We start from the raw sequence: 17,194 nt of genomic DNA, 5'->3' as shown, positions 1-17,194 counted from the left end.
CGATGCCTTCGGTTAGAGGAGCGCGCCCTCGGCAAATACCCGGTTCCAACGAAAGACCTTGACGGATTTGCGCAGGCCGGCTGCCGAGAATGGATCGTCCTTCACCAGACGATCGACGGCATCGGCGCTCTCCGCTTCGACGAGCCACAGGCCGCCGGCAAAAGCATCGCCTTCCCGGCTGAGTGGTCCTGCCGTCCTGATGGAAGCGGCATTCGCCTCCAGGAAGGCGAAGTGGCGCGGCAGATATTCCTTGCGGATCGCGGCGGCGTTTTGTTGATCGTCCTCGAACAGGACTGCGAATAGAGTCATCGTCATCTCCTTGCTGGATATTTCCAGTCTATGACTGCAATAATGCCGACACACGCGGTAAGTTTGCCGTCAGGAGCTGCAAAATTGCACGACGTCGATTGGAATGACCTGCGCCATCTTCTGGCGCTCGCGCGAGGTGGATCCTTTGCCGCTGCCGGCAGGATGCTTGGCACGGATGCGACGACGGTCGGTCGCCGCCTGCGCGTCCTGGAGAAACGCCTCGGCACGACGCTGTTTGCGCGCGATGGAGGTGGCGCCCTATCGCCGACGCCAGCAGGCGAGATCGCGGTGGCGAAGGCCGAGACGATCGAGGCCGAAGTCATGGCACTGTCGGGCGCGTTGGATGCGGCCGATCCCATGGCACTCGGCAAGGTACGCCTCACGGCGGCGCCATCCTTCATCAGCCGGCTGTTGATCCCCGCGCTGCCCAGCCTGCTGGCGCAACGTTCCGGTCTGCAATTGGAACTCATCGGCGATTCCAGAAATCTCAACCTGACGCGGCGCGAGGCAGATATGGCGCTGCGCCTTGCAAGACCTGCCGATATGACAAACGGCAAAGTCGTCGCCAGGCGGATCGCGACACTTGACTATGCCGTCTATGTCGCTGCCGGGCAGGAGAGGCATGCGGAAGATTTGCCATGGATCATCTATGAAGAGGCAATGGCGCATCTGCCGCATGCCCGCTGGATTGCCGCACAGGCGGAAAAGTCAGGTCGTTCCAGCCAGCTTGTGGTCAACGATGCCGAGGCTCTGCTGCAGGCCGCGGCTGCAGGATTAGGGCGCGCGCTGCTGCCGAAAATCCTGGCCGAGAATGTGGGAGGTCTTTGCCACGTCGATAGCGGCGACAGCAATCTGCCGGTGCGAGAGATGTGGCTGCTGAAGCATGCCGAGCTTCGTCCGCTCGTGCGCATTCGTGCCGTTTCCAATTGGTTGGATGGGATCTTCCGCCGTCCGCATCCGGAGCGTTGAGAGAGGCGGCATGGATACCGCCTCTCATTATGGGGCGAATTACTTTCCGTGCTTCTGCAGCCAGGCTTTCATTTCCTTGATCTCGGCTTCCTGCGCGGTAATGACGGCCTCCGCCAGTTTGCGCAGTTCGGGATCCTTACCATATTTCAGCTCCACCTTGGCCATGTCGATCGCGCCCTGATGATGCGGGATCATGCCGCGGACGAAATCCGCATCGGCGTCGCCGCTGTAGTGGATCATCATGTCTTTGTGCATCTTGCCCATGGCATCGTTGAACGCCTTGCTGGAGGCGCTCTGGTTGCCCATCGGCTTGCTCATGTCCATGCCCTTCATGTCGTCGGCAAAGGCGGGAAGGGTGAGGGCAAAAGCAAATACGCTGGCGAGGATCAGCGATCTTGAAGTAGTCATAGGTATTCTCTCCGTTTCAGGACGGTATCAGATTTGAGCGGCAACGCTCGTCGATTGAATGCAGGAGATCGTCAGATGAAACGGGGAGGAGGTGCTGTCGGCTGCGGCATGGAACCAGCAAGACGCTGTCCGGGCTCCGGCGCCGGATAGGAGAAGGCGTGTTTGCCACCTTCGACCGCAAGGGTCGGCATCAAGGCAATGCAGGCGGCACAGGACGCCACATGCGCCATACCGCCGGCGCAAGGATTTTCCGGCTTCGTTTGCTGGGGCTCGCCCATGTTGCCGTGACCGGCCATGCCAGGCATATCGGTGATGCCATCATGTATGCTGGTGGTCGCCGGCAGGGACATGGCGGAAGCACAGACAGGGCAATTCGCCAGCGTCGGCATGGCACCATAGAGCAACCAGGCAATCAGCATTGTCAGGATCGCAAGCACACGCATGAACAGTAACCTAGCCGTGCAATCCGCGAAGGCAAGCGCGAATTGCATCCCCGGACACTGGAGGGCGATCAAAGCAGCAGTTTGACTTCCCTGATGATTTCGATCGGCGGAAAGCGGATGCAATCCACCACATCGAAGGTGAGCGTAAACTGGGCTGGCGTTGCGGCCGCCCATCTCAGAGCCTCTGCCGCCGCGTTCGCCGGGATCTTCATCGCAATGGTGCAATGCGGCTGCCAGCGATCCGGTCGGGAATGCTCATGACAAAGGGCAGGGTTGATCTCGTTATGAATGGCCCGGTGTATCCGTCTGAGCACATGATCATCGACAGGACGTGCCCAGAGCACCAGCATCTCGTTGGGGAAATGGCCGATCTCCGAAAACTCGACCGATAGCGGTGGCACCTTTGCAAAGGCCTTTTGAGCGGCGGCGACGAGCGAGGAAACGGGAATGTCTTCATAGACCACAAACGTCAGATGCGGCGGGTAGTTTAGCGCCTGCATCGATGGCGCGGTTTCGAACCGGCTCGCCTCCCGCCAGAGATCGAGAACCGGAGCGGCGCTATTATCCGTGCATTTCAAAACGATTGCGTGTGGCATGGTTCCCTATGCTGCCTTCTCCGGCTTTTCTCGGTTTTGTCGGCCGCTAACATATAACAATCCTTGCCGCATTCGGCCCAATCCGCTAGTTAACCGCGACTGTTCCCATACCGGATTACCCTAGAGATGAGCGACAAACAAAAGAAACCGCAGAAGCTCAAGGCCCGCCTGCCGCGCGGCTTTGTCGATCGTTCGGCCAGCGACATTCGTGCCGTCAACGAGATGACCTCCAAGATCCGGGCAGTTTATGAGCATTATGGTTTCGATCCTGTCGAAACGCCGCTGTTCGAATATACCGATGCGCTGGGCAAGTTCCTGCCCGATAGCGACCGGCCGAATGAGGGCGTGTTCTCGCTTCAGGATGACGACGAGCAGTGGATGTCGCTGCGTTACGATCTGACGGCGCCGCTCGCCCGTCATGTCGCGGAGAATTTCAACGAGATCCAGCTTCCCTACCGCACCTATCGCGCCGGCTACGTCTTCCGCAACGAGAAGCCGGGTCCGGGCCGTTTCCGCCAGTTCATGCAGTTCGACGCCGATACCGTCGGCGCGCCGGGCGTGCAGGCGGATGCCGAGATGTGCATGATGATGGCCGACACGCTGGAGGCCTTGGGCATCAAACGTGGCGACTATGTGGTCCGCGTCAACAACCGCAAGGTTCTTGATGGCGTCCTGGAAGCGATCGGCCTTGGCGGCGATGACAAGGCTACCCAGCGGCTGAACGTGCTGCGTGCCATCGACAAGCTCGACAAGTTCGGCCCGGAAGGTGTCGCACTCTTGCTCGGCGCCGGCCGCAAGGATGAGTCCGGCGACTTCACCAAGGGCGCCGGCCTCAACAGCGACCAGATCGAGAAGGTGCTCTTCTTCGTCGGCATCAAGGACTATGCCCAAAGTGCCGCCCAGCTTGCCGAGCTTGTCGCCGGCACGTCCAAAGGCGGCGAAGGCGTCGAAGAGCTGAATTTCATCGGCAGCCTTGTCACCAGCGCCGGCTATCAGTCGGATCGGATCAAGATCGACCCGTCCGTCGTGCGCGGGCTCGAATATTACACTGGCCCCGTCTATGAGGCCGAACTGCTGTTCGACGTCACCAACGAGAAGGGCGAGAAGGTCGTCTTCGGCTCTGTCGGCGGCGGCGGCCGTTATGACGGACTCGTCTCGCGCTTCATGGGTCAGCCGGTGCCGGCCACCGGCTTCTCCATCGGCGTCTCGCGTCTGATGACCGCGCTGAAGAATCTCGGCAAGCTCGGCACGGAAGAGGTGATCGAGCCCGTGCTCGTCACCGTCATGGACGGCGATGTCGATGCCATGGGACGCTACCAGCGCTTCACGCAGCAGCTGCGTGCCGCCGGCATCCGCGCCGAGATGTTCCAAGGCAATTGGAAGAAGTTCGGCAACCAGCTGAAATATGCCGATCGCCGCGGCTGCCCCATCGCCGTCATCCAGGGCGGCGACGAGCGCGCCCAGGGCGTTGTCCAGCTCAAGGATCTGATCGAGGGCAAGCGCCTCTCCGGCGAGATCGAGGACAATGCCAGCTGGCGTGAAGCCCGCGTAGCCCAGGAAACCGTGCCGGAAGCCGAACTGATCGCGAAGGTCAAGGCTATCTTGGCGGCACAGTCGGAAGACCGGAAGAAGGCGCTCGGCGATGTCTGAGTGTGTCGAGCAGTCTCGTTTTCTCCTTCTCCCCTCGGGGAGAAGGTGGCCCGAAGGGCCGGATGAGGGGGGCTCTGGGCTCACGCGAGCTATTCGTACGTTGGCGCTCAGAATCCTCGTCCCTTCGTTCCTCTGCCCCCTCATCCGCCCTGTCGGGCACCTTCTCCCCGTCGGGGAGAAGGGGAGAATAGCCCCATGCCCCTGATCAACCTCCCGAATTTTGCCAGCGACCTGCTGGACGAATTCTCCGTTCGCGGAACGGAAAGGGTGGATACGCCCATCATCCAGCCGGCCGAACCCTTTCTCGATATGGCCGGCGAGGATCTTCGTCGGCGCATCTTCATGACTGAAAGCGAAACCGGCGCCAGCCTTTGCCTGCGCCCGGAATTCACCATTCCCGTCTGCCTGCGCCATATCGAGACCGCCACCGGCACGCCGAAGCGTTATTCCTATCTCGGTGAAATCTTCCGCCAGCGCCGCGAAGGCGGCCATGAGTTCTATCAGGCCGGCATCGAGGATTTGGGTGATGGCAATATGGCGAACGCCGATGCTCGCGCCATCAGCGATGCCATCGGTATCCTGGATCGCGTGGTGCCCGGCCAGCCGCTCTCCGTGACGCTTGGCGATCAGGCCGTGTTCGAGGCCGTGGTGCAGGCGCTCGGCCTGCCATCCGGCTGGCAGAAGCGGCTGATCCACGCTTTCGGCAACATGATGCAGCTCGAAACCTTGCTGGCGCATCTTGCAAGCCCGCAGCCGGTCACAGGGCTCGATGCCCATGTGCTCGATTTCCTGAGCCGTGGCGATGAGCAGGGGCTGGTCAGGCATATCGATGCCACCATGCACGCAACCGGCTATTCCACCAATGCCAGCCGCTCGCCACAGGAGATTGCCCGCCGCCTTCGTGAGAAGCTGGTTCTATCGGAAACGCGGCTCGACGATGCGGCCTTCCGCGTGCTGGAGGAGTTCTTGTCCCTGAGCGTACCGCTCTCGGATGCTTCTGCGGCACTGGCGGGTTTTGCCGACGCAGCAGGTCTGAAACTGGGTAGGGCCCTGGAAAGCTTCGACGCGCGCGTTGCGGCATTGGCCCGCGCCGGTGTCGATGCTTCCAAGATTGACTATCGTGCCGCCTTCGGTCGGCCGCTCGACTACTATACCGGCCTCGTCTTCGAGGTGACGGTGGAAGGGTCGAGCGCGGTGCTCGCCGGCGGCGGCCGCTTCGACCGGTTGATGACCCTGCTCGGTGCCAAGAACCACATCCCGGCTGTCGGCTTCGCGCTTTGGCTCGATCGCATCGAAACCGTGAGGGCAGCCTGATGACCATTACGATAGCGATTCCTTCAAAGGGTCGGATGAAGGACGATTGCGCCGCGATCTTTGAGCGTGCCGGCATGCCGATCGTCGCCGTCGGCAATGACCGCTCCTATCGCGGCCGTGTCGAAGGTTGGGATGGCGTCGAGATCGCCTTCCTGTCGGCCTCGGAAATCTCGCGAGAGATCGGCAATGGCAGCGTCGATTTCGGCATTACCGGCGAAGACCTCGTGCGCGAGGGCATGGCGGAGGCCGATCGTCGGGTCGAATTCTGCGCTAGGCTCGGCTTCGGTCACGCCGATGTCGTCGTCGCTGTACCGGAAATCTGGCTCGATGTCGATAGCATGGCTGATCTTGGCGATGTCGCAGCCGATTTCCGTGCCCGTCATGGTCACAGGCTGACGGTCGCGACGAAATATTGGCGGCTGACGCAGCAATTCTTCTCCAGCCAGCACGGCATCCAACTCTACCGTATCGTCGAAAGCCTGGGTGCGACGGAAGGTGCTCCGGCAGCCGGGTCGGCCGATATAATCGTCGACATCACCTCCACCGGCTCGACTCTGAGAGCGAACCATCTGAAGATCCTGTCTGATGGCATCATCCTGCGCTCGGAGGCGTGTCTGGTGCGCGCCCGCAAGGAAAGCCACAATGGCGATCCGATGGTTGAGCGCATCATCTCGGCCGTGCGCAGCGCGCTCTGACTTTCCAATTTCCTATTCATGCGAAAAGGCCCGCCGGAATTCCGGCGGGCCTTTTATCTTGGGAAGCCTCTGGCAATCAGGCAGCCGCGTAGGCACCGCGGCGTGCGTCGAGCGAGTAGACGCCTGCGCCGTTGGTGGCGAGCATGATGTAGGCGCCTGCAAGCGTGATGTTCTTCAGGAAGTTCACGAAGTTCAGGCCGTTGATCCAGCCGTTGGCGGCAGCCGGGAAGTCCGGAACATTGACGGTCGGCAGGTGAAATACGATGCCGGTAAAGACACAGAAGAGGGCGAGCAGCCAGCCGACGATACGGATCTGGAAGCCGATGAGGACGCAGACGCCGGTGACGAATTCAAACGCGCCGGCAAGATAGGTGAGCAGCGTTCCAGCAGGCATACCGGCGCCGGCAATCATGCCCGCCGTGCCGGCCGGATCGGTCAGCTTGCCGAAGCCGGCAAAGATGAACATGAAGGCGAGCAGGATGCGCGCCACGAGAATGATGATGTTGTTGGTGTTGGACATGACAGTCTCCGGTAAATTCACTTGGGATGGGGTGGCACAGTTTCTGGAGACAGATATTCGTGATTTTCGAGAAGTTGAAAAGATAAACAACTGCGCACAATTAGTTCACAATCATTGAACAATGATCAGCTTAGATCACTCTTCCCATACGAGCCGTATCGGCTATTGTGGCGCCAAATCAGTTGTCAAATCATGGTTTTCAGGAGCTAGCCCATGGCCGATCTATCGTCCTTTCCGATCACGAAGCGCTGGCCTGCCAGCAATCCGGACATCATCCAGCTCTACTCCCTGCCGACGCCGAACGGCGTAAAGGTCTCGATCGCGCTGGAGGAACTCGGTCTGGCCTATGAGCCGCATCTCATCTCCTTCGGCACCAACGATCAGAAATCCCCGGAATTCGTTTCGCTGAATCCGAACGGCCGCATTCCTGCGATCATCGATCCCAATGGTCCCGACGGCAAGCCGATCGGTCTATTCGAATCCGGCGCGATCCTGGTCTATCTGGCGGAGAAGACTGGCAAGCTCATGCCGAGTGACGCAGCCAGGCGCTACGAAACGCTGGAATGGGTTTTCTTCCAGATGGCCGGCGTCGGCCCGATGTTCGGCCAATTCGGCCACTTCTTCAAATTCGCCGCCGAAAAGGTCGCCAATAACTCCTATCCGGTCGAGCGTTATCGCGATGAGGCCAAGCGCCTGCTCGGCGTTCTGGAGAGCCGCCTGCAGGGGCGCGAATGGATTATGGGCGATGAATACACCATCGCCGACATCACCACCTTCCCCTGGGTTCGCGGCGTCGACGTCTTCTATGGTGGTCGCGAGGTTCTGGAGTTCGAAAGTTTCCCCTCGGTCATGGCCTGGCTGGAGCGCGCCCTTGCGCGCCCGGCAAGCCAGCGTGGTCTCAGCATTCCCAAGCGGGATTGATCAGGTTGAATCAAGTAACTGGTCAGGCGAACTCGCCTGGCCATCATCGACAGCCGTTTACTGCCGGGTAGCGAGCTGGCTACCCGGTTCCAGCTTAAAGCGTGGAAACAGGAAGACGCCGACCATGCTGCCGGCACGTTGCTTGTCGGCAGCAACGGATTCGCCAACGCAAAAGACCGGCTGGCGATGGCCGCCGGTGCCGAGCGTCGTCGTGGAATAACAGAAAGAAGAGTTTGCGGTTGCCGCCTGCTCGAAGAGATCGAGGATACGCGCTCGATCGTGCGGATCATAGCAATGCATGAGGCTCAGCAGGCCACATTCCGAGGAGCTCAGCCCGTGCAGCATCGTGCTCCACTGCCCAAGTTTGATGATGCCGCTTGAAAGATCGCCCGTCCATCCCTCGGAAACACAGAATTGTGCCAGAAGATCGGGGTTATGCCCTTCGAACCCCAGCGAGCCGGGAGCAAATGGTACGGAAAAATTGGCTTTGGCAATCTTGAACAAGATGATCCCCATTTGAGCGCCAGGTCCCCTTGCGCTTCATCCAAGTTCCCATGCGTCTTTCGGATGGGATGTCTTCCCGCATGCCACGCTCAATGAAAAGCAGAGCATTCCGCTCTGCTGCTTTCATTTTCCGCCATGCTTCTTCCGGTTTGCCGATCTCGATTATGAAGTCATTTCGAGTAAAAAATTCGGACGACCATCAACTCGGAAGATTATAACCATGCATGGGCGCCGGTTAATCGTGCCGAAAATAAGTAAAATTTACGTGCATTGCAGCTAACCCTCTCAAATCGCTGCGCTGCGATTTATAAGAGCTTTTTTGAAAACGGCAATGGGGCAATTTGCGTAAATTTGCGCTACCGCAAAACTTGCCGGCCTTGATCGAAAGCATGAATGCTAAAAACAAAAAGGGCGACCCGAGGGCCGCCCTTCATCAATTCCGGATGTCGGATTGAACAATCGCAACAGGCCTTTTGGCCTATCACATCATGTCCATGCCGCCACTTCAGGCCGCTCGGCGACCTGAAGCACTAAAGTGCATGGGCGAAGCGTTATGAACATTCCTGCGATAAGGCCTATGTCGGCCTATCACATCATGTCCATGCCGCCCATGCCACCCATGCCGCCCGGCATGCCAGCAGGGGCATCCTTCTTCGGCAGTTCAGCGATCATGGCTTCGGTGGTGATCAGCAGCGAGGCAACCGAAGCTGCGTTCTGCAGAGCCGTACGGACAACCTTGACCGGGTCGACGATGCCCATGGCGATCATGTCGCCGAACTCAGACGTCTGGGCGTTGTAGCCGTAGTTGTCTTCGTTCTTGTCGAGAACCTTGCCGACAATGATAGAAGCTTCGTCACCAGCGTTTTCAGCGATCTGGCGAACCAATGACTGCAGGGCGCGGCGAACGATATTGATGCCGGCTTCCTGATCCTGGTTTTCACCCTTGGCGGAAATTTTCGTGGAGGAGCGCAGGAGAAGCGAGCTTGGCAAGACGTTCCTGCAGCTTTTCGCGGTCGTAGTCGGAGGTGGTTTCTTCGATCTGAGCCTTGATCTGGGCAACACGGCCTTCGATGTCGGACTTGGCGCCAGCGCCGTCGACGATCGTCGTGTTTTCCTTGGAGATCGAAACCTTCTTGGAACGGCCGAGCATGTCGAGGGTGACGGACTCGAGCTTGATGCCGAGGTCTTCGGAGATGACGGTGCCGCCCGTGAGGATGGCGATGTCTTCCAGCATGGCCTTGCGGCGGTCGCCGAAGCCCGGAGCCTTGACGGCAGCGATCTTGAGGCCGCCGCGCAGCTTGTTGACGACGAGGGTCGCGAGAGCTTCGCCTTCGACGTCTTCAGCGATGATGAGGAGCGGCTTGCCGGTCTGAACGACGGCTTCCAGAACCGGAAGCATGGCTTGCAGGTTCGAGAGCTTCTTCTCGTGCAGGAGGATGAACGCGTCTTCGAGGTCGGCGATCATCTTTTCCGGGTTGGTTACGAAGTAGGGGCTGAGATAGCCGCGGTCGAACTGCATGCCCTCGACGACTTCGAGTTCGGTTTCGGCGGTCTTGGCTTCTTCAACCGTGATGACGCCTTCGTTGCCGACCTTCTGCATGGCTTCGGCAATATCGAGACCGATCTGCTTTTCGCCGTTTGCGGAGATCGTGCCGACCTGGGCAACTTCTTCCGAGGTGTTGATCTTCTTGGCCTTGGCCTGGAGATCCTTGACGACTTCTGCAACAGCGAGGTCGATACCGCGCTTCAGGTCCATCGGGTTCATGCCGGCTGCAACAGCCTTGGCGCCTTCGCGAACGATGGCCTGAGCGAGAACGGTTGCAGTGGTGGTGCCGTCACCGGCGACGTCGTTGGTTTTCGAAGCGACTTCGCGGACCATCTGGGCGCCCATGTTTTCGAACTTGTCTTCCAGTTCGATTTCCTTGGCGACGGAAACGCCGTCCTTGGTGATGCGCGGAGCGCCGAAGGACTTGTCGATCACGACGTTACGACCCTTCGGGCCGAGCGTGACCTTCACTGCGTCAGCGAGGATATCGACGCCACGAAGCATCTTTTCGCGTGCGCCGCGGCCGAATTTTACTTCTTTAGCTGCCATGTTTGAAACTCCTGAATTCGCGTTTTCGGGGCTTTAAGGCCCGTCAGCTGTATCGGAAAAGGGAACCGGCCGGATTAGCCGATGATGCCCATGATGTCGGCTTCCTTCATGATCAGAAGATCTTCGCCGTTGAGCTTGACTTCGGTGCCGGACCACTTGCCGAAGAGAACGCGATCGCCAACCTTGACGTCGAGTGCTACGACCTTGCCGGATTCATCGCGAGCACCGGAACCGACGGCGACGATTTCGCCTTCCTGCGGCTTTTCCTTGGCGGTGTCGGGAATGATGATGCCACCCTTGGTCTTTTCTTCCGACTCGACGCGACGAACGACGACGCGGTCATGAAGGGGGCGGAAATTGGTGCTTGCCATTGTCTAATCCCTCGATCAAATGACATTCACGGATCAGCGGAGATCCGTATGGATTTTGTTAGCACTCATCCTCGGAGAGTGCTAGCGAGGGTGATTTAGGGGTGGCTTCCGGACGAGTCAAGAACAGCACTGTGAATTTTTTACGGCGCGTAGCGGCTTGTTTTGAGGATGATTAACGCCCATGGCGATGCTGCATAGCACGTCGTTGCAAATGTTCTCTCATTTTGTCCCCGTGACCACGGGGTCGGATCACGCCTTTTCCAGAGCGCCATGCTGTTGCTTGCGCTGCGTAATCTTGCCGCTCGCCGACTTTGCGCATGTCTGCTTCTTAGGCCTTGTGCGACGCAAAAACCTTGCAGGCCGCTCTTGTAATTTGCCGGCCGGTTTGCGATGTCAGCCCGTGATTTATTTGATGTGAGGACGGCATGGGCAAACGGATCGAGAGCTTTCGCGACATCGGCGGACTTTATGATGTTGCGCTCTGCGATGTTTGGGGCGTGCTCCATAACGGCGTCACTGCCTACAAGGAGGCCTCCATCGCGCTCGAAGCGGCCCGCGGCGAAGGCCTCGCGGTCGTCCTCATCACCAATTCTCCGCGTGTCGCTCCGAAGGTTGTCGTGCAGCTGCGTGCGATCGGTGTTCCCGACAGCGTTTACGACCGCATCATCACCTCAGGCGACGTGACGCGCAAGCTGATCGCCGAGGGACCGAAGAAAGTATTTCTGCTTGGCCCGGAGCGCGACATCGGCATCCTGGAAGGTCTGGACGTGCAGCGCGTCGAAGCCAGCGAGGCGGAAAGCATCGTCTGCACCGGCTTCTTCAATGACGAGACCGAAACGCCTGACGATTACACCGAGATGCTGACGGCCTGGTCGGCCCGCAAGGTGCCGCTGATTTGCGCCAATCCGGATCTCGTCGTCGAGCGCGGCCATCGCATGATCCCCTGCGCCGGTGCCATGGCCGCCTATTACGAGCGGCTCGGCGGCCAGACGCGCATCGCCGGCAAACCGCATCAGCCGATCTATGATGCGGCAATTGCGGCGGCGCGCGAGGTAAAGAGCGAATTTCCGCTGTCGCGCGTCGTGGCGATCGGTGACGGTATGCCGACCGACGTGCGTGGCGCACTCGATTACGGTCTCGATCTTCTTTATATCAGCCATGGCATCCACGCCCGCGAATATGTCGTCGAGGGGCATACGGACGAGGCCGCACTTGGCGCCTTTCTGGCGCGTGAGCAGGCTTCGCCGAAGTGGTGGATGCCGCGCCTTGTCTGAGGAGAGTGGCAGTCGATGACCGTTTTCCATCGCAACGAAACCCGCGAGCCGCTTCCCGATGCCTTGAAGGGCGGCGTGGTCGCCATCGGCAATTTTGACGGCGTGCACCGCGGCCATCAATCGGTGCTGACGCGTGCGCTGGAGATCGCCAGGGAGCGCGGCGTGCCGGCTCTGGTGCTGACTTTCGAGCCTCATCCGCGCACCGTCTTCAAGCCGGATCATCCCGTCTTCCGCCTGACGCCTGCGCCGTTGCGGGCGCGGCTGCTGGAAGCGCTCGGCTTCAACGCCGTCATCGAGTATCCTTTCGATCGCACCTTTTCGCAGCGTTCGGCGGATGAATTCGTGCATTCGATCCTGATCGACTGGCTGCACGCATCGGAAGTCGTCACCGGCTTCGATTTTCATTTCGGCCATGATCGCCAGGGAGGGCCTGCCTTCCTCATGAATGCCGGCAGCCATAACGGCTTCGGCGTGACGCTGATCGATGCCTTTCGCGACGAAAACACCGAGGTCATCTCCTCGAGCCGCATTCGTGCGCTGCTTGCCGAAGGCGACGTCGCCCAAGCCGCCGGCCTGCTCGGCTATCGCTATACCGTTCAGGCGCCCGTCATCGGCGGCGAGAAGCTCGGCCGTACGCTCGGCTTCCCGACGGCAAACATGCAGCTGCCGCCGGAGTCATCGCTGAGGGCAGGCATCTATGCTGTCCGCTTCCGGACGGCCGATGGCACCATCCGCGATGGCGTCGCCAGCTACGGCCGGCGCCCGACGGTGACGGACAATGGCGCGCCGCTGCTGGAGACCTTCGTCTTCGATTTCAGCGGCGATCTCTACGGACAGGTCTGTTCGGTCTCCTTCTTCGGCTATCTCCGCCCCGAACTGAAGTTCGACGGTCTCGACCCGCTGGTCGCGCAGATCCGCAAGGATGACGACGAAGCACGCGCGCTGCTTGCCGGTGTCCAGCCGCTCAGCGAGCTTGATCGCGTCATCGCCTTCGATTGATATTCCCGAAGTGATGGGGTGGAAAAGGTTTTCCGCCTTGTATCATCGCTCCGATTTCGGGCTGACATCAACGCCGCCGAGAGACTGTTGAATTCATACCCGACAAGGGTCATTGTTCCGCGCCGGTTCTTGGGAGGAGCAATCGTTGACACTACGCAACCAGATTATTGCGCTCGCGCTCGCGCCTCTCGTCATCTCGATCCTGGCAATCACTGCCTTCATTACCTGGCAGTCGACCAATCTTACCAAGAGCAATATCGAGACCTTCGAACAGAACATGCTGAGGGCGAAGGAAACGGAGATCGTCAACCTTACAAATCTTGCCGTGTCGGCCATTCAGGCGATCTATCGGGACGCAGCCCCGGACGATCAGGCCGCGAAGGACAAGGTAGCCGCGATCCTGACGTCGCTTGATTATGGACCGGACGGATACTTCTTTGTCTACGACTATGATGGCAACAACATCGTTCATCCGCGCGAGAGATTTCGCAACGGGCGCAATTGGATCGATTTGACCGATCCGGACGGCGACAGGGTCATCGCGGAGCTCATCAAGACCGCAAAAGCTGGCGGAGGCCTGCACCAGTACAAATGGGAGAAGCCTTCCACCGGCCGTGTCGCCGATAAGCTCTCATTCGCTGTCGGCCTTGATAAATGGCACTGGGTTGTCGGGACCGGCGTCTATCTGGACGATATTTTCACCCAGACTGCGGCGGCCAATGCCGCCATGCGGGCAAACATAAAAGGAACCTTTGTCGTCGTCACACTCATTGCCGTCCCAGCTGTTCTGGTCGTCTTCACGACCTGCATGCTCTTGACTTTCCGTGAGCGACGCATGGCCGATGGTCGGCTGAAGGAGCTGACGCAAAGAGTGATCGACACGCAGGAGGAGGAACGCGCCCGCCTTGCTCGTGAACTGCATGACGGCGTATCGCAGAATCTCCTTGGGGTGCGCTATGTCATGGACCTTGCCAACCGCAAGGTACGAAACCAGGTCGATGATGCCGCCACGACGATCGAGAAGGGGATTGATACCCTGAACAGCGCAATCAAGGATATCAGGCGGCTCTCGCATGATCTGCGTCCCCGCGTGCTCGATGATCTCGGCTTGACGGCGGCGCTGACGGCGCTCGCGAACAATTTCGCCGAGCGGACCGGGATCGCAACCGAGATCGAGGCTTCCGGCTTCACCAGCATGCTGAAGCCGGAAGCCAATACCGCGCTCTACCGTGTCGCGCAGGAGGCCTTGAACAACGTGGAGCGCCATTCCGGGGCGACGGCTCTTGCGATCAAACTCTGGAGTGATCGCGGGCGCGCACGCTTGAGAATTTCGGACAACGGCATTGGTTTCGACGGCACCGGCGACGGCAAGGGCGGACTTGGGCTCAGGAACATGCAGGAGCGGATGGCACATTTCCGCGGTCTGCTTCTCGTCCAAAGCACGGCGGATGGTACCACACTGATTGCGATGCTGCCGAAATCGGCCAACGCCTCGCCAAGAGCAAAGGTGGATGCAGCATGAAAAGCGACAGGATCAGTGTTCTGTTGATCGACAATCATCCCGTGGTGTTGGACGGACTGAAAGCCGTGCTGGAGACGTTCGACCACATAGAGGTGGTCGGAACGGCAAACCTTGCGCAGATCGGCTTGGAGGTCGGGCGACGGACGCTCCCGCAGGTTACCTTGATGGACATCAATATGCCGAAGCTGAGCGGTATCGAGGCGATCGAGCTCTTTCGCCGGGAGCTTCCGGAGACGCGGATCGTGATGCTGTCCATGCATGACAGCCGCGAGTACATCTCCTCATCGATCATGCGCGGTGCGGTCGGATATATCCTCAAGGATGTTTCGACGGATGAAGTCGTCTGCGCCATCGAGACGGTAGCAGCCGGCGGGACTTATTTCTCGTCCGGCGTTCGAGACATACTGGTGGCAGACGCGGCGCAAAATGAAGCTGACCCTCTGACCCCGCGCGAGCGGCGCATTCTGGGCTTGATCGTTACCGGCAGGAGTAATCGCGAGATTGCCGAAGAACTTCAGATCACGCCTGCGACGGCGGAAACGCACCGCAAGAATTTGAAGAAGAAGCTTGGCATCGCAACGACCGCCGGCCTGATCCGCTACGCGCTTGACCACGGCGTCGCAACCGCGGCGGGCTAACGTCCGCCTACCCACTTCTGGGTAGGTTCGGCGATTTCGCATCAGCTAATATCTTGTTCGGCCGGCAGACTCGCCGTAGGACTTTATCAGCGGCTGCCCGCAGGCGGGCCGTTGGGAGGAATTCACATTCGCTGGTCTGGCTCTGCATAGCCAAAGCTCCTCGGCTTCGGTCCCGGGGCGTACATTGCAATCGCAGACTAATGCACCCCTTCCACTCTGACAACTGCAACAAGGTGGCGCGCAGACACCGCGTGAGAGGTATCGGATATGGACAAACGTTTCGGGACGGCGGCCTGCTGGCTGCTCGTCATTCCTTATATTGGTTTGCTTTGGGTTCCCTTCTACAACAGCCACGATCCGGTGCTGTTGGGTTTTCCCTTCTTCTACTGGTATCAGCTGGCCTGGGTGCCGATCACCGCTATCCTGACCTGGATCGCCTATCGGAGCATGCGCCATGATGACTGAGATCGATCCGACAGCTCTTGCCGTCTTCATCTTCTTCCTGGCCCTCGTGACCGTCATGGGCTTTGTCGCTGCCCGCTGGCGCAGGCCGAAGACTCTTGCTCATATCGATGAATGGGGCCTTGGCGGCCGCACCTTCGGCACATGGATCACCTGGTTCCTCGTCGGTGGCGACTTTTACACCGCCTATACGGTCATTGCCGTTCCGGCGCTGGTCTACACGGTTGGCGCCTATGGCTTCTTCGCGCTGCCCTATACGATCGTCGTCTACCCCTTCGTCTTCATGGTCATGCCGCTTCTCTGGAGGCGTGCGAAGGACTACGGCTATGTCACGGCGGGCGATGTCGTTCACGGGCAATATGGCTCGCGGGCGCTGGAACTGGCGGTCGCTCTGACGGGCGTCATTGCCACCATGCCCTACATTGCCCTGCAGCTCGTCGGCATGACGGCGGTGTTCAAGGCACTCGGACTTCATGGCGAATTGCCGCTAGCCGTCGCCTTCATCATTCTGGCGCTCTATACCTATTCGGCCGGTCTTCGCGCTCCGGCGCTGATCGCCTTCGTCAAGGACATCATGATCTATATCGTGGTGATCGCGGCGATTGCGCTCATTCCGGCCAAGCTCGGTGGTTACGCCAATGTCTTTGCGGCGGCCGATGCGGATTTCAAGGCCAAGGGAGCAGGTAGCCTGCTGCTTGGCGGCAACCAGTACGTCGCCTACGCGACTTTGGCGCTCGGCTCGGCGCTGGCGGCCTTCATGTATCCGCATACGCTGACCGGCATCTTCGCCTCCAACAGCGGCAATACCATCCGCAAGAATGCGGTGCTGCTGCCGGCCTATACGCTGCTGCTCGGCCTGTTGGCACTGCTGGGCTATATGGGCCATGCCGCGCAACTGAAGCTGGACAGCCCGAACGATGTCGTTCCGGCACTGTTCCAGACCCTGTTCTCGAGCTGGTTTGCTGGCTTCGCCTTCGCGGCCATCGCCATCGGCGCGCTTGTTCCCGCGGCCGTGATGAGCATTGGCGCTGCTAATCTCTTCACCCGCAACTTCTGGAAGGCCTATGTCGATCCGCAGGTTTCCGATGCCGGCGAGGCAAAGGTTGCCAAGATGACCTCGCTCGTCGTCAAGGTCGGCGCGCTTCTGGTCATCATTTTCCTGCCGACGCAGTTCGCGCTCGATCTTCAGCTGCTCGGCGGCATCTGGATCCTGCAGACGCTGCCGGCCTTGGTCTTCGGCCTCTATACCAAGTGGTTCCGCGCGCCAGGTCTGCTCGCCGGCTGGTTCGTCGGCTTCTTCGGCGGCACCTATCTCGTATGGGATGCCGGCTGGAAGCCGTTGCACATGGTTCCGCTCGGCGAAACCGGCTTCACCGTCTACACGGGGCTGCTGGCGCTTCTTGCCAATATCGTCGTGGCGATCATCGTCAACGCGCTGGTGCCGGCGCGGGCAGAAGCGCGGGCCTGATCCGAAACAACGCCTAATAGCCGCGGGTGGAAACGT

18 protein-coding genes and 1 pseudogene are annotated in these 17,194 nt (G+C 59.7%); 11 read left to right on the top strand and 8 right to left on the bottom strand.

Annotation, left to right across the window (positions count from 1 at the left end):
• Nucleotides 1-12: 12 nt before the first annotated feature.
• Complete coding sequence (locus tag PH558_RS30560) at nt 13-309, bottom strand: YciI family protein (RefSeq protein WP_095434047.1); 297 nt, start codon at nt 307-309, stop codon at nt 13-15.
• 84 nt (nt 310-393) lie between these two features.
• On the opposite strand from PH558_RS30560, the gene PH558_RS30555 reads away from it, so the two are divergent.
• Nucleotides 394-1,278 carry a LysR family transcriptional regulator gene (locus PH558_RS30555; RefSeq protein ID WP_285208125.1) on the top strand — a complete coding sequence of 295 codons (885 nt, stop codon included), beginning with the start codon at nt 394-396 and terminating at the stop codon, nt 1,276-1,278.
• A gap of 39 nt (nt 1,279-1,317) precedes the next feature.
• Here the strand turns inward: PH558_RS30555 and copM are convergent, their stop codons facing one another.
• The 3 genes from copM to PH558_RS30540 form a co-directional block, all read right to left on the bottom strand.
• Complete coding sequence (gene copM / locus PH558_RS30550; protein WP_285208124.1) at nt 1,318-1,686, bottom strand: CopM family metallochaperone; 369 nt, start codon at nt 1,684-1,686, stop codon at nt 1,318-1,320.
• A gap of 71 nt (nt 1,687-1,757) precedes the next feature.
• On the bottom strand, nt 1,758-2,129 hold the full coding sequence (locus PH558_RS30545; protein ID WP_285208123.1) for a hypothetical protein: 372 nt from the start codon (nt 2,127-2,129) through the stop codon (nt 1,758-1,760).
• Nucleotides 2,130-2,197: 68 nt separating this feature from the next.
• A complete protein-coding gene (locus tag PH558_RS30540; protein WP_095434050.1) occupies nt 2,198-2,725 on the bottom strand; it encodes a 2'-5' RNA ligase family protein in 528 nt (175 codons plus the stop codon).
• Nucleotides 2,726-2,851: 126 nt separating this feature from the next.
• On the opposite strand from PH558_RS30540, the gene hisS reads away from it, so the two are divergent.
• The 3 genes from hisS (at nt 2,852) to hisG (ending at nt 6,384) form a co-directional block, all read left to right on the top strand.
• A complete protein-coding gene (gene hisS / locus PH558_RS30535; RefSeq protein ID WP_285208122.1) occupies nt 2,852-4,375 on the top strand; it encodes a histidine--tRNA ligase in 1,524 nt (507 codons plus the stop codon).
• 195 nt (nt 4,376-4,570) lie between these two features.
• On the top strand, nt 4,571-5,689 hold the full coding sequence (locus PH558_RS30530; protein WP_285208121.1) for an ATP phosphoribosyltransferase regulatory subunit: 1,119 nt from the start codon (nt 4,571-4,573) through the stop codon (nt 5,687-5,689).
• Nucleotides 5,689-6,384 (top strand): ATP phosphoribosyltransferase, encoded by a 696-nt coding sequence (gene hisG, locus PH558_RS30525; protein WP_095434053.1) that lies wholly within the window; start codon nt 5,689-5,691, stop codon nt 6,382-6,384. Before PH558_RS30530 ends, hisG begins: the two co-directional genes overlap by 1 nt.
• Nucleotides 6,385-6,460: 76 nt before the next feature.
• On the opposite strand, the gene PH558_RS30520 is transcribed toward hisG, so the two are convergent.
• Entirely contained in the window at nt 6,461-6,904 is a 444-nt protein-coding gene (locus PH558_RS30520; protein ID WP_285208120.1) for a DoxX family protein, read from the bottom strand.
• Nucleotides 6,905-7,117: 213 nt separating this feature from the next.
• On the opposite strand from PH558_RS30520, the gene PH558_RS30515 reads away from it, so the two are divergent.
• Nucleotides 7,118-7,825: a glutathione binding-like protein gene (locus PH558_RS30515; RefSeq protein ID WP_285208119.1), complete on the top strand. Its 708-nt coding sequence runs from the start codon at nt 7,118-7,120 to the stop codon at nt 7,823-7,825.
• 57 nt (nt 7,826-7,882) lie between these two features.
• Here PH558_RS30515 and PH558_RS30510 read toward each other — a convergent pair whose 3' ends face one another.
• The 3 genes and pseudogenes from PH558_RS30510 to groES form a co-directional block, all read right to left on the bottom strand.
• On the bottom strand, nt 7,883-8,341 hold the full coding sequence (locus PH558_RS30510; protein WP_285208118.1) for a hypothetical protein: 459 nt from the start codon (nt 8,339-8,341) through the stop codon (nt 7,883-7,885).
• Between the two features lie 576 nt (nt 8,342-8,917).
• Nucleotides 8,918-10,424: pseudogene (gene groL / locus PH558_RS30505) on the bottom strand (chaperonin GroEL).
• A gap of 74 nt (nt 10,425-10,498) precedes the next feature.
• Nucleotides 10,499-10,795, bottom strand: a complete 297-nt coding sequence (gene groES, locus PH558_RS30500; protein ID WP_004109735.1) for a co-chaperone GroES — start codon at nt 10,793-10,795, stop codon at nt 10,499-10,501.
• 425 nt (nt 10,796-11,220) lie between these two features.
• Here groES and PH558_RS30495 point away from each other — a divergent pair, with 425 nt between their 5' ends.
• The 6 genes from PH558_RS30495 to mctP all read left to right on the top strand — a co-directional run bounded on the left by PH558_RS30495 (nt 11,221) and on the right by mctP (nt 17,158).
• Nucleotides 11,221-12,069 carry a TIGR01459 family HAD-type hydrolase gene (locus PH558_RS30495; RefSeq protein WP_285208117.1) on the top strand — a complete coding sequence of 283 codons (849 nt, stop codon included), beginning with the start codon at nt 11,221-11,223 and terminating at the stop codon, nt 12,067-12,069.
• A 15-nt stretch (nt 12,070-12,084) separates the two neighbouring features.
• Nucleotides 12,085-13,068 carry a bifunctional riboflavin kinase/FAD synthetase gene (locus tag PH558_RS30490; RefSeq protein WP_285208116.1) on the top strand — a complete coding sequence of 328 codons (984 nt, stop codon included), beginning with the start codon at nt 12,085-12,087 and terminating at the stop codon, nt 13,066-13,068.
• A 145-nt stretch (nt 13,069-13,213) separates the two neighbouring features.
• On the top strand, nt 13,214-14,590 hold the full coding sequence (gene mctS, locus PH558_RS30485) for a two-component system sensor histidine kinase MctS (RefSeq protein WP_095434060.1): 1,377 nt from the start codon (nt 13,214-13,216) through the stop codon (nt 14,588-14,590).
• Nucleotides 14,587-15,228, top strand: coding sequence for a two-component system response regulator MctR (mctR, locus tag PH558_RS30480; RefSeq protein ID WP_095434061.1), 642 nt, complete (start codon nt 14,587-14,589; stop codon nt 15,226-15,228). The genes mctS and mctR overlap by 4 nt, the downstream gene beginning before the upstream one ends.
• Nucleotides 15,229-15,495: 267 nt before the next feature.
• Entirely contained in the window at nt 15,496-15,693 is a 198-nt protein-coding gene (locus tag PH558_RS30475; protein ID WP_047627888.1) for a DUF3311 domain-containing protein, read from the top strand.
• Complete coding sequence (mctP, locus tag PH558_RS30470; protein ID WP_095434062.1) at nt 15,683-17,158, top strand: monocarboxylate uptake permease MctP; 1,476 nt, start codon at nt 15,683-15,685, stop codon at nt 17,156-17,158. Before PH558_RS30475 ends, mctP begins: the two co-directional genes overlap by 11 nt.
• Nucleotides 17,159-17,194: the final 36 nt, after the last annotated feature.

The sequence above is a fragment of the Rhizobium pantanalense genome (assembly GCF_030182525.1).
Classification (GTDB): domain Bacteria; phylum Pseudomonadota; class Alphaproteobacteria; order Rhizobiales; family Rhizobiaceae; genus Rhizobium.
This window is presented reverse-complemented; position numbering and strand designations above follow the sequence as displayed.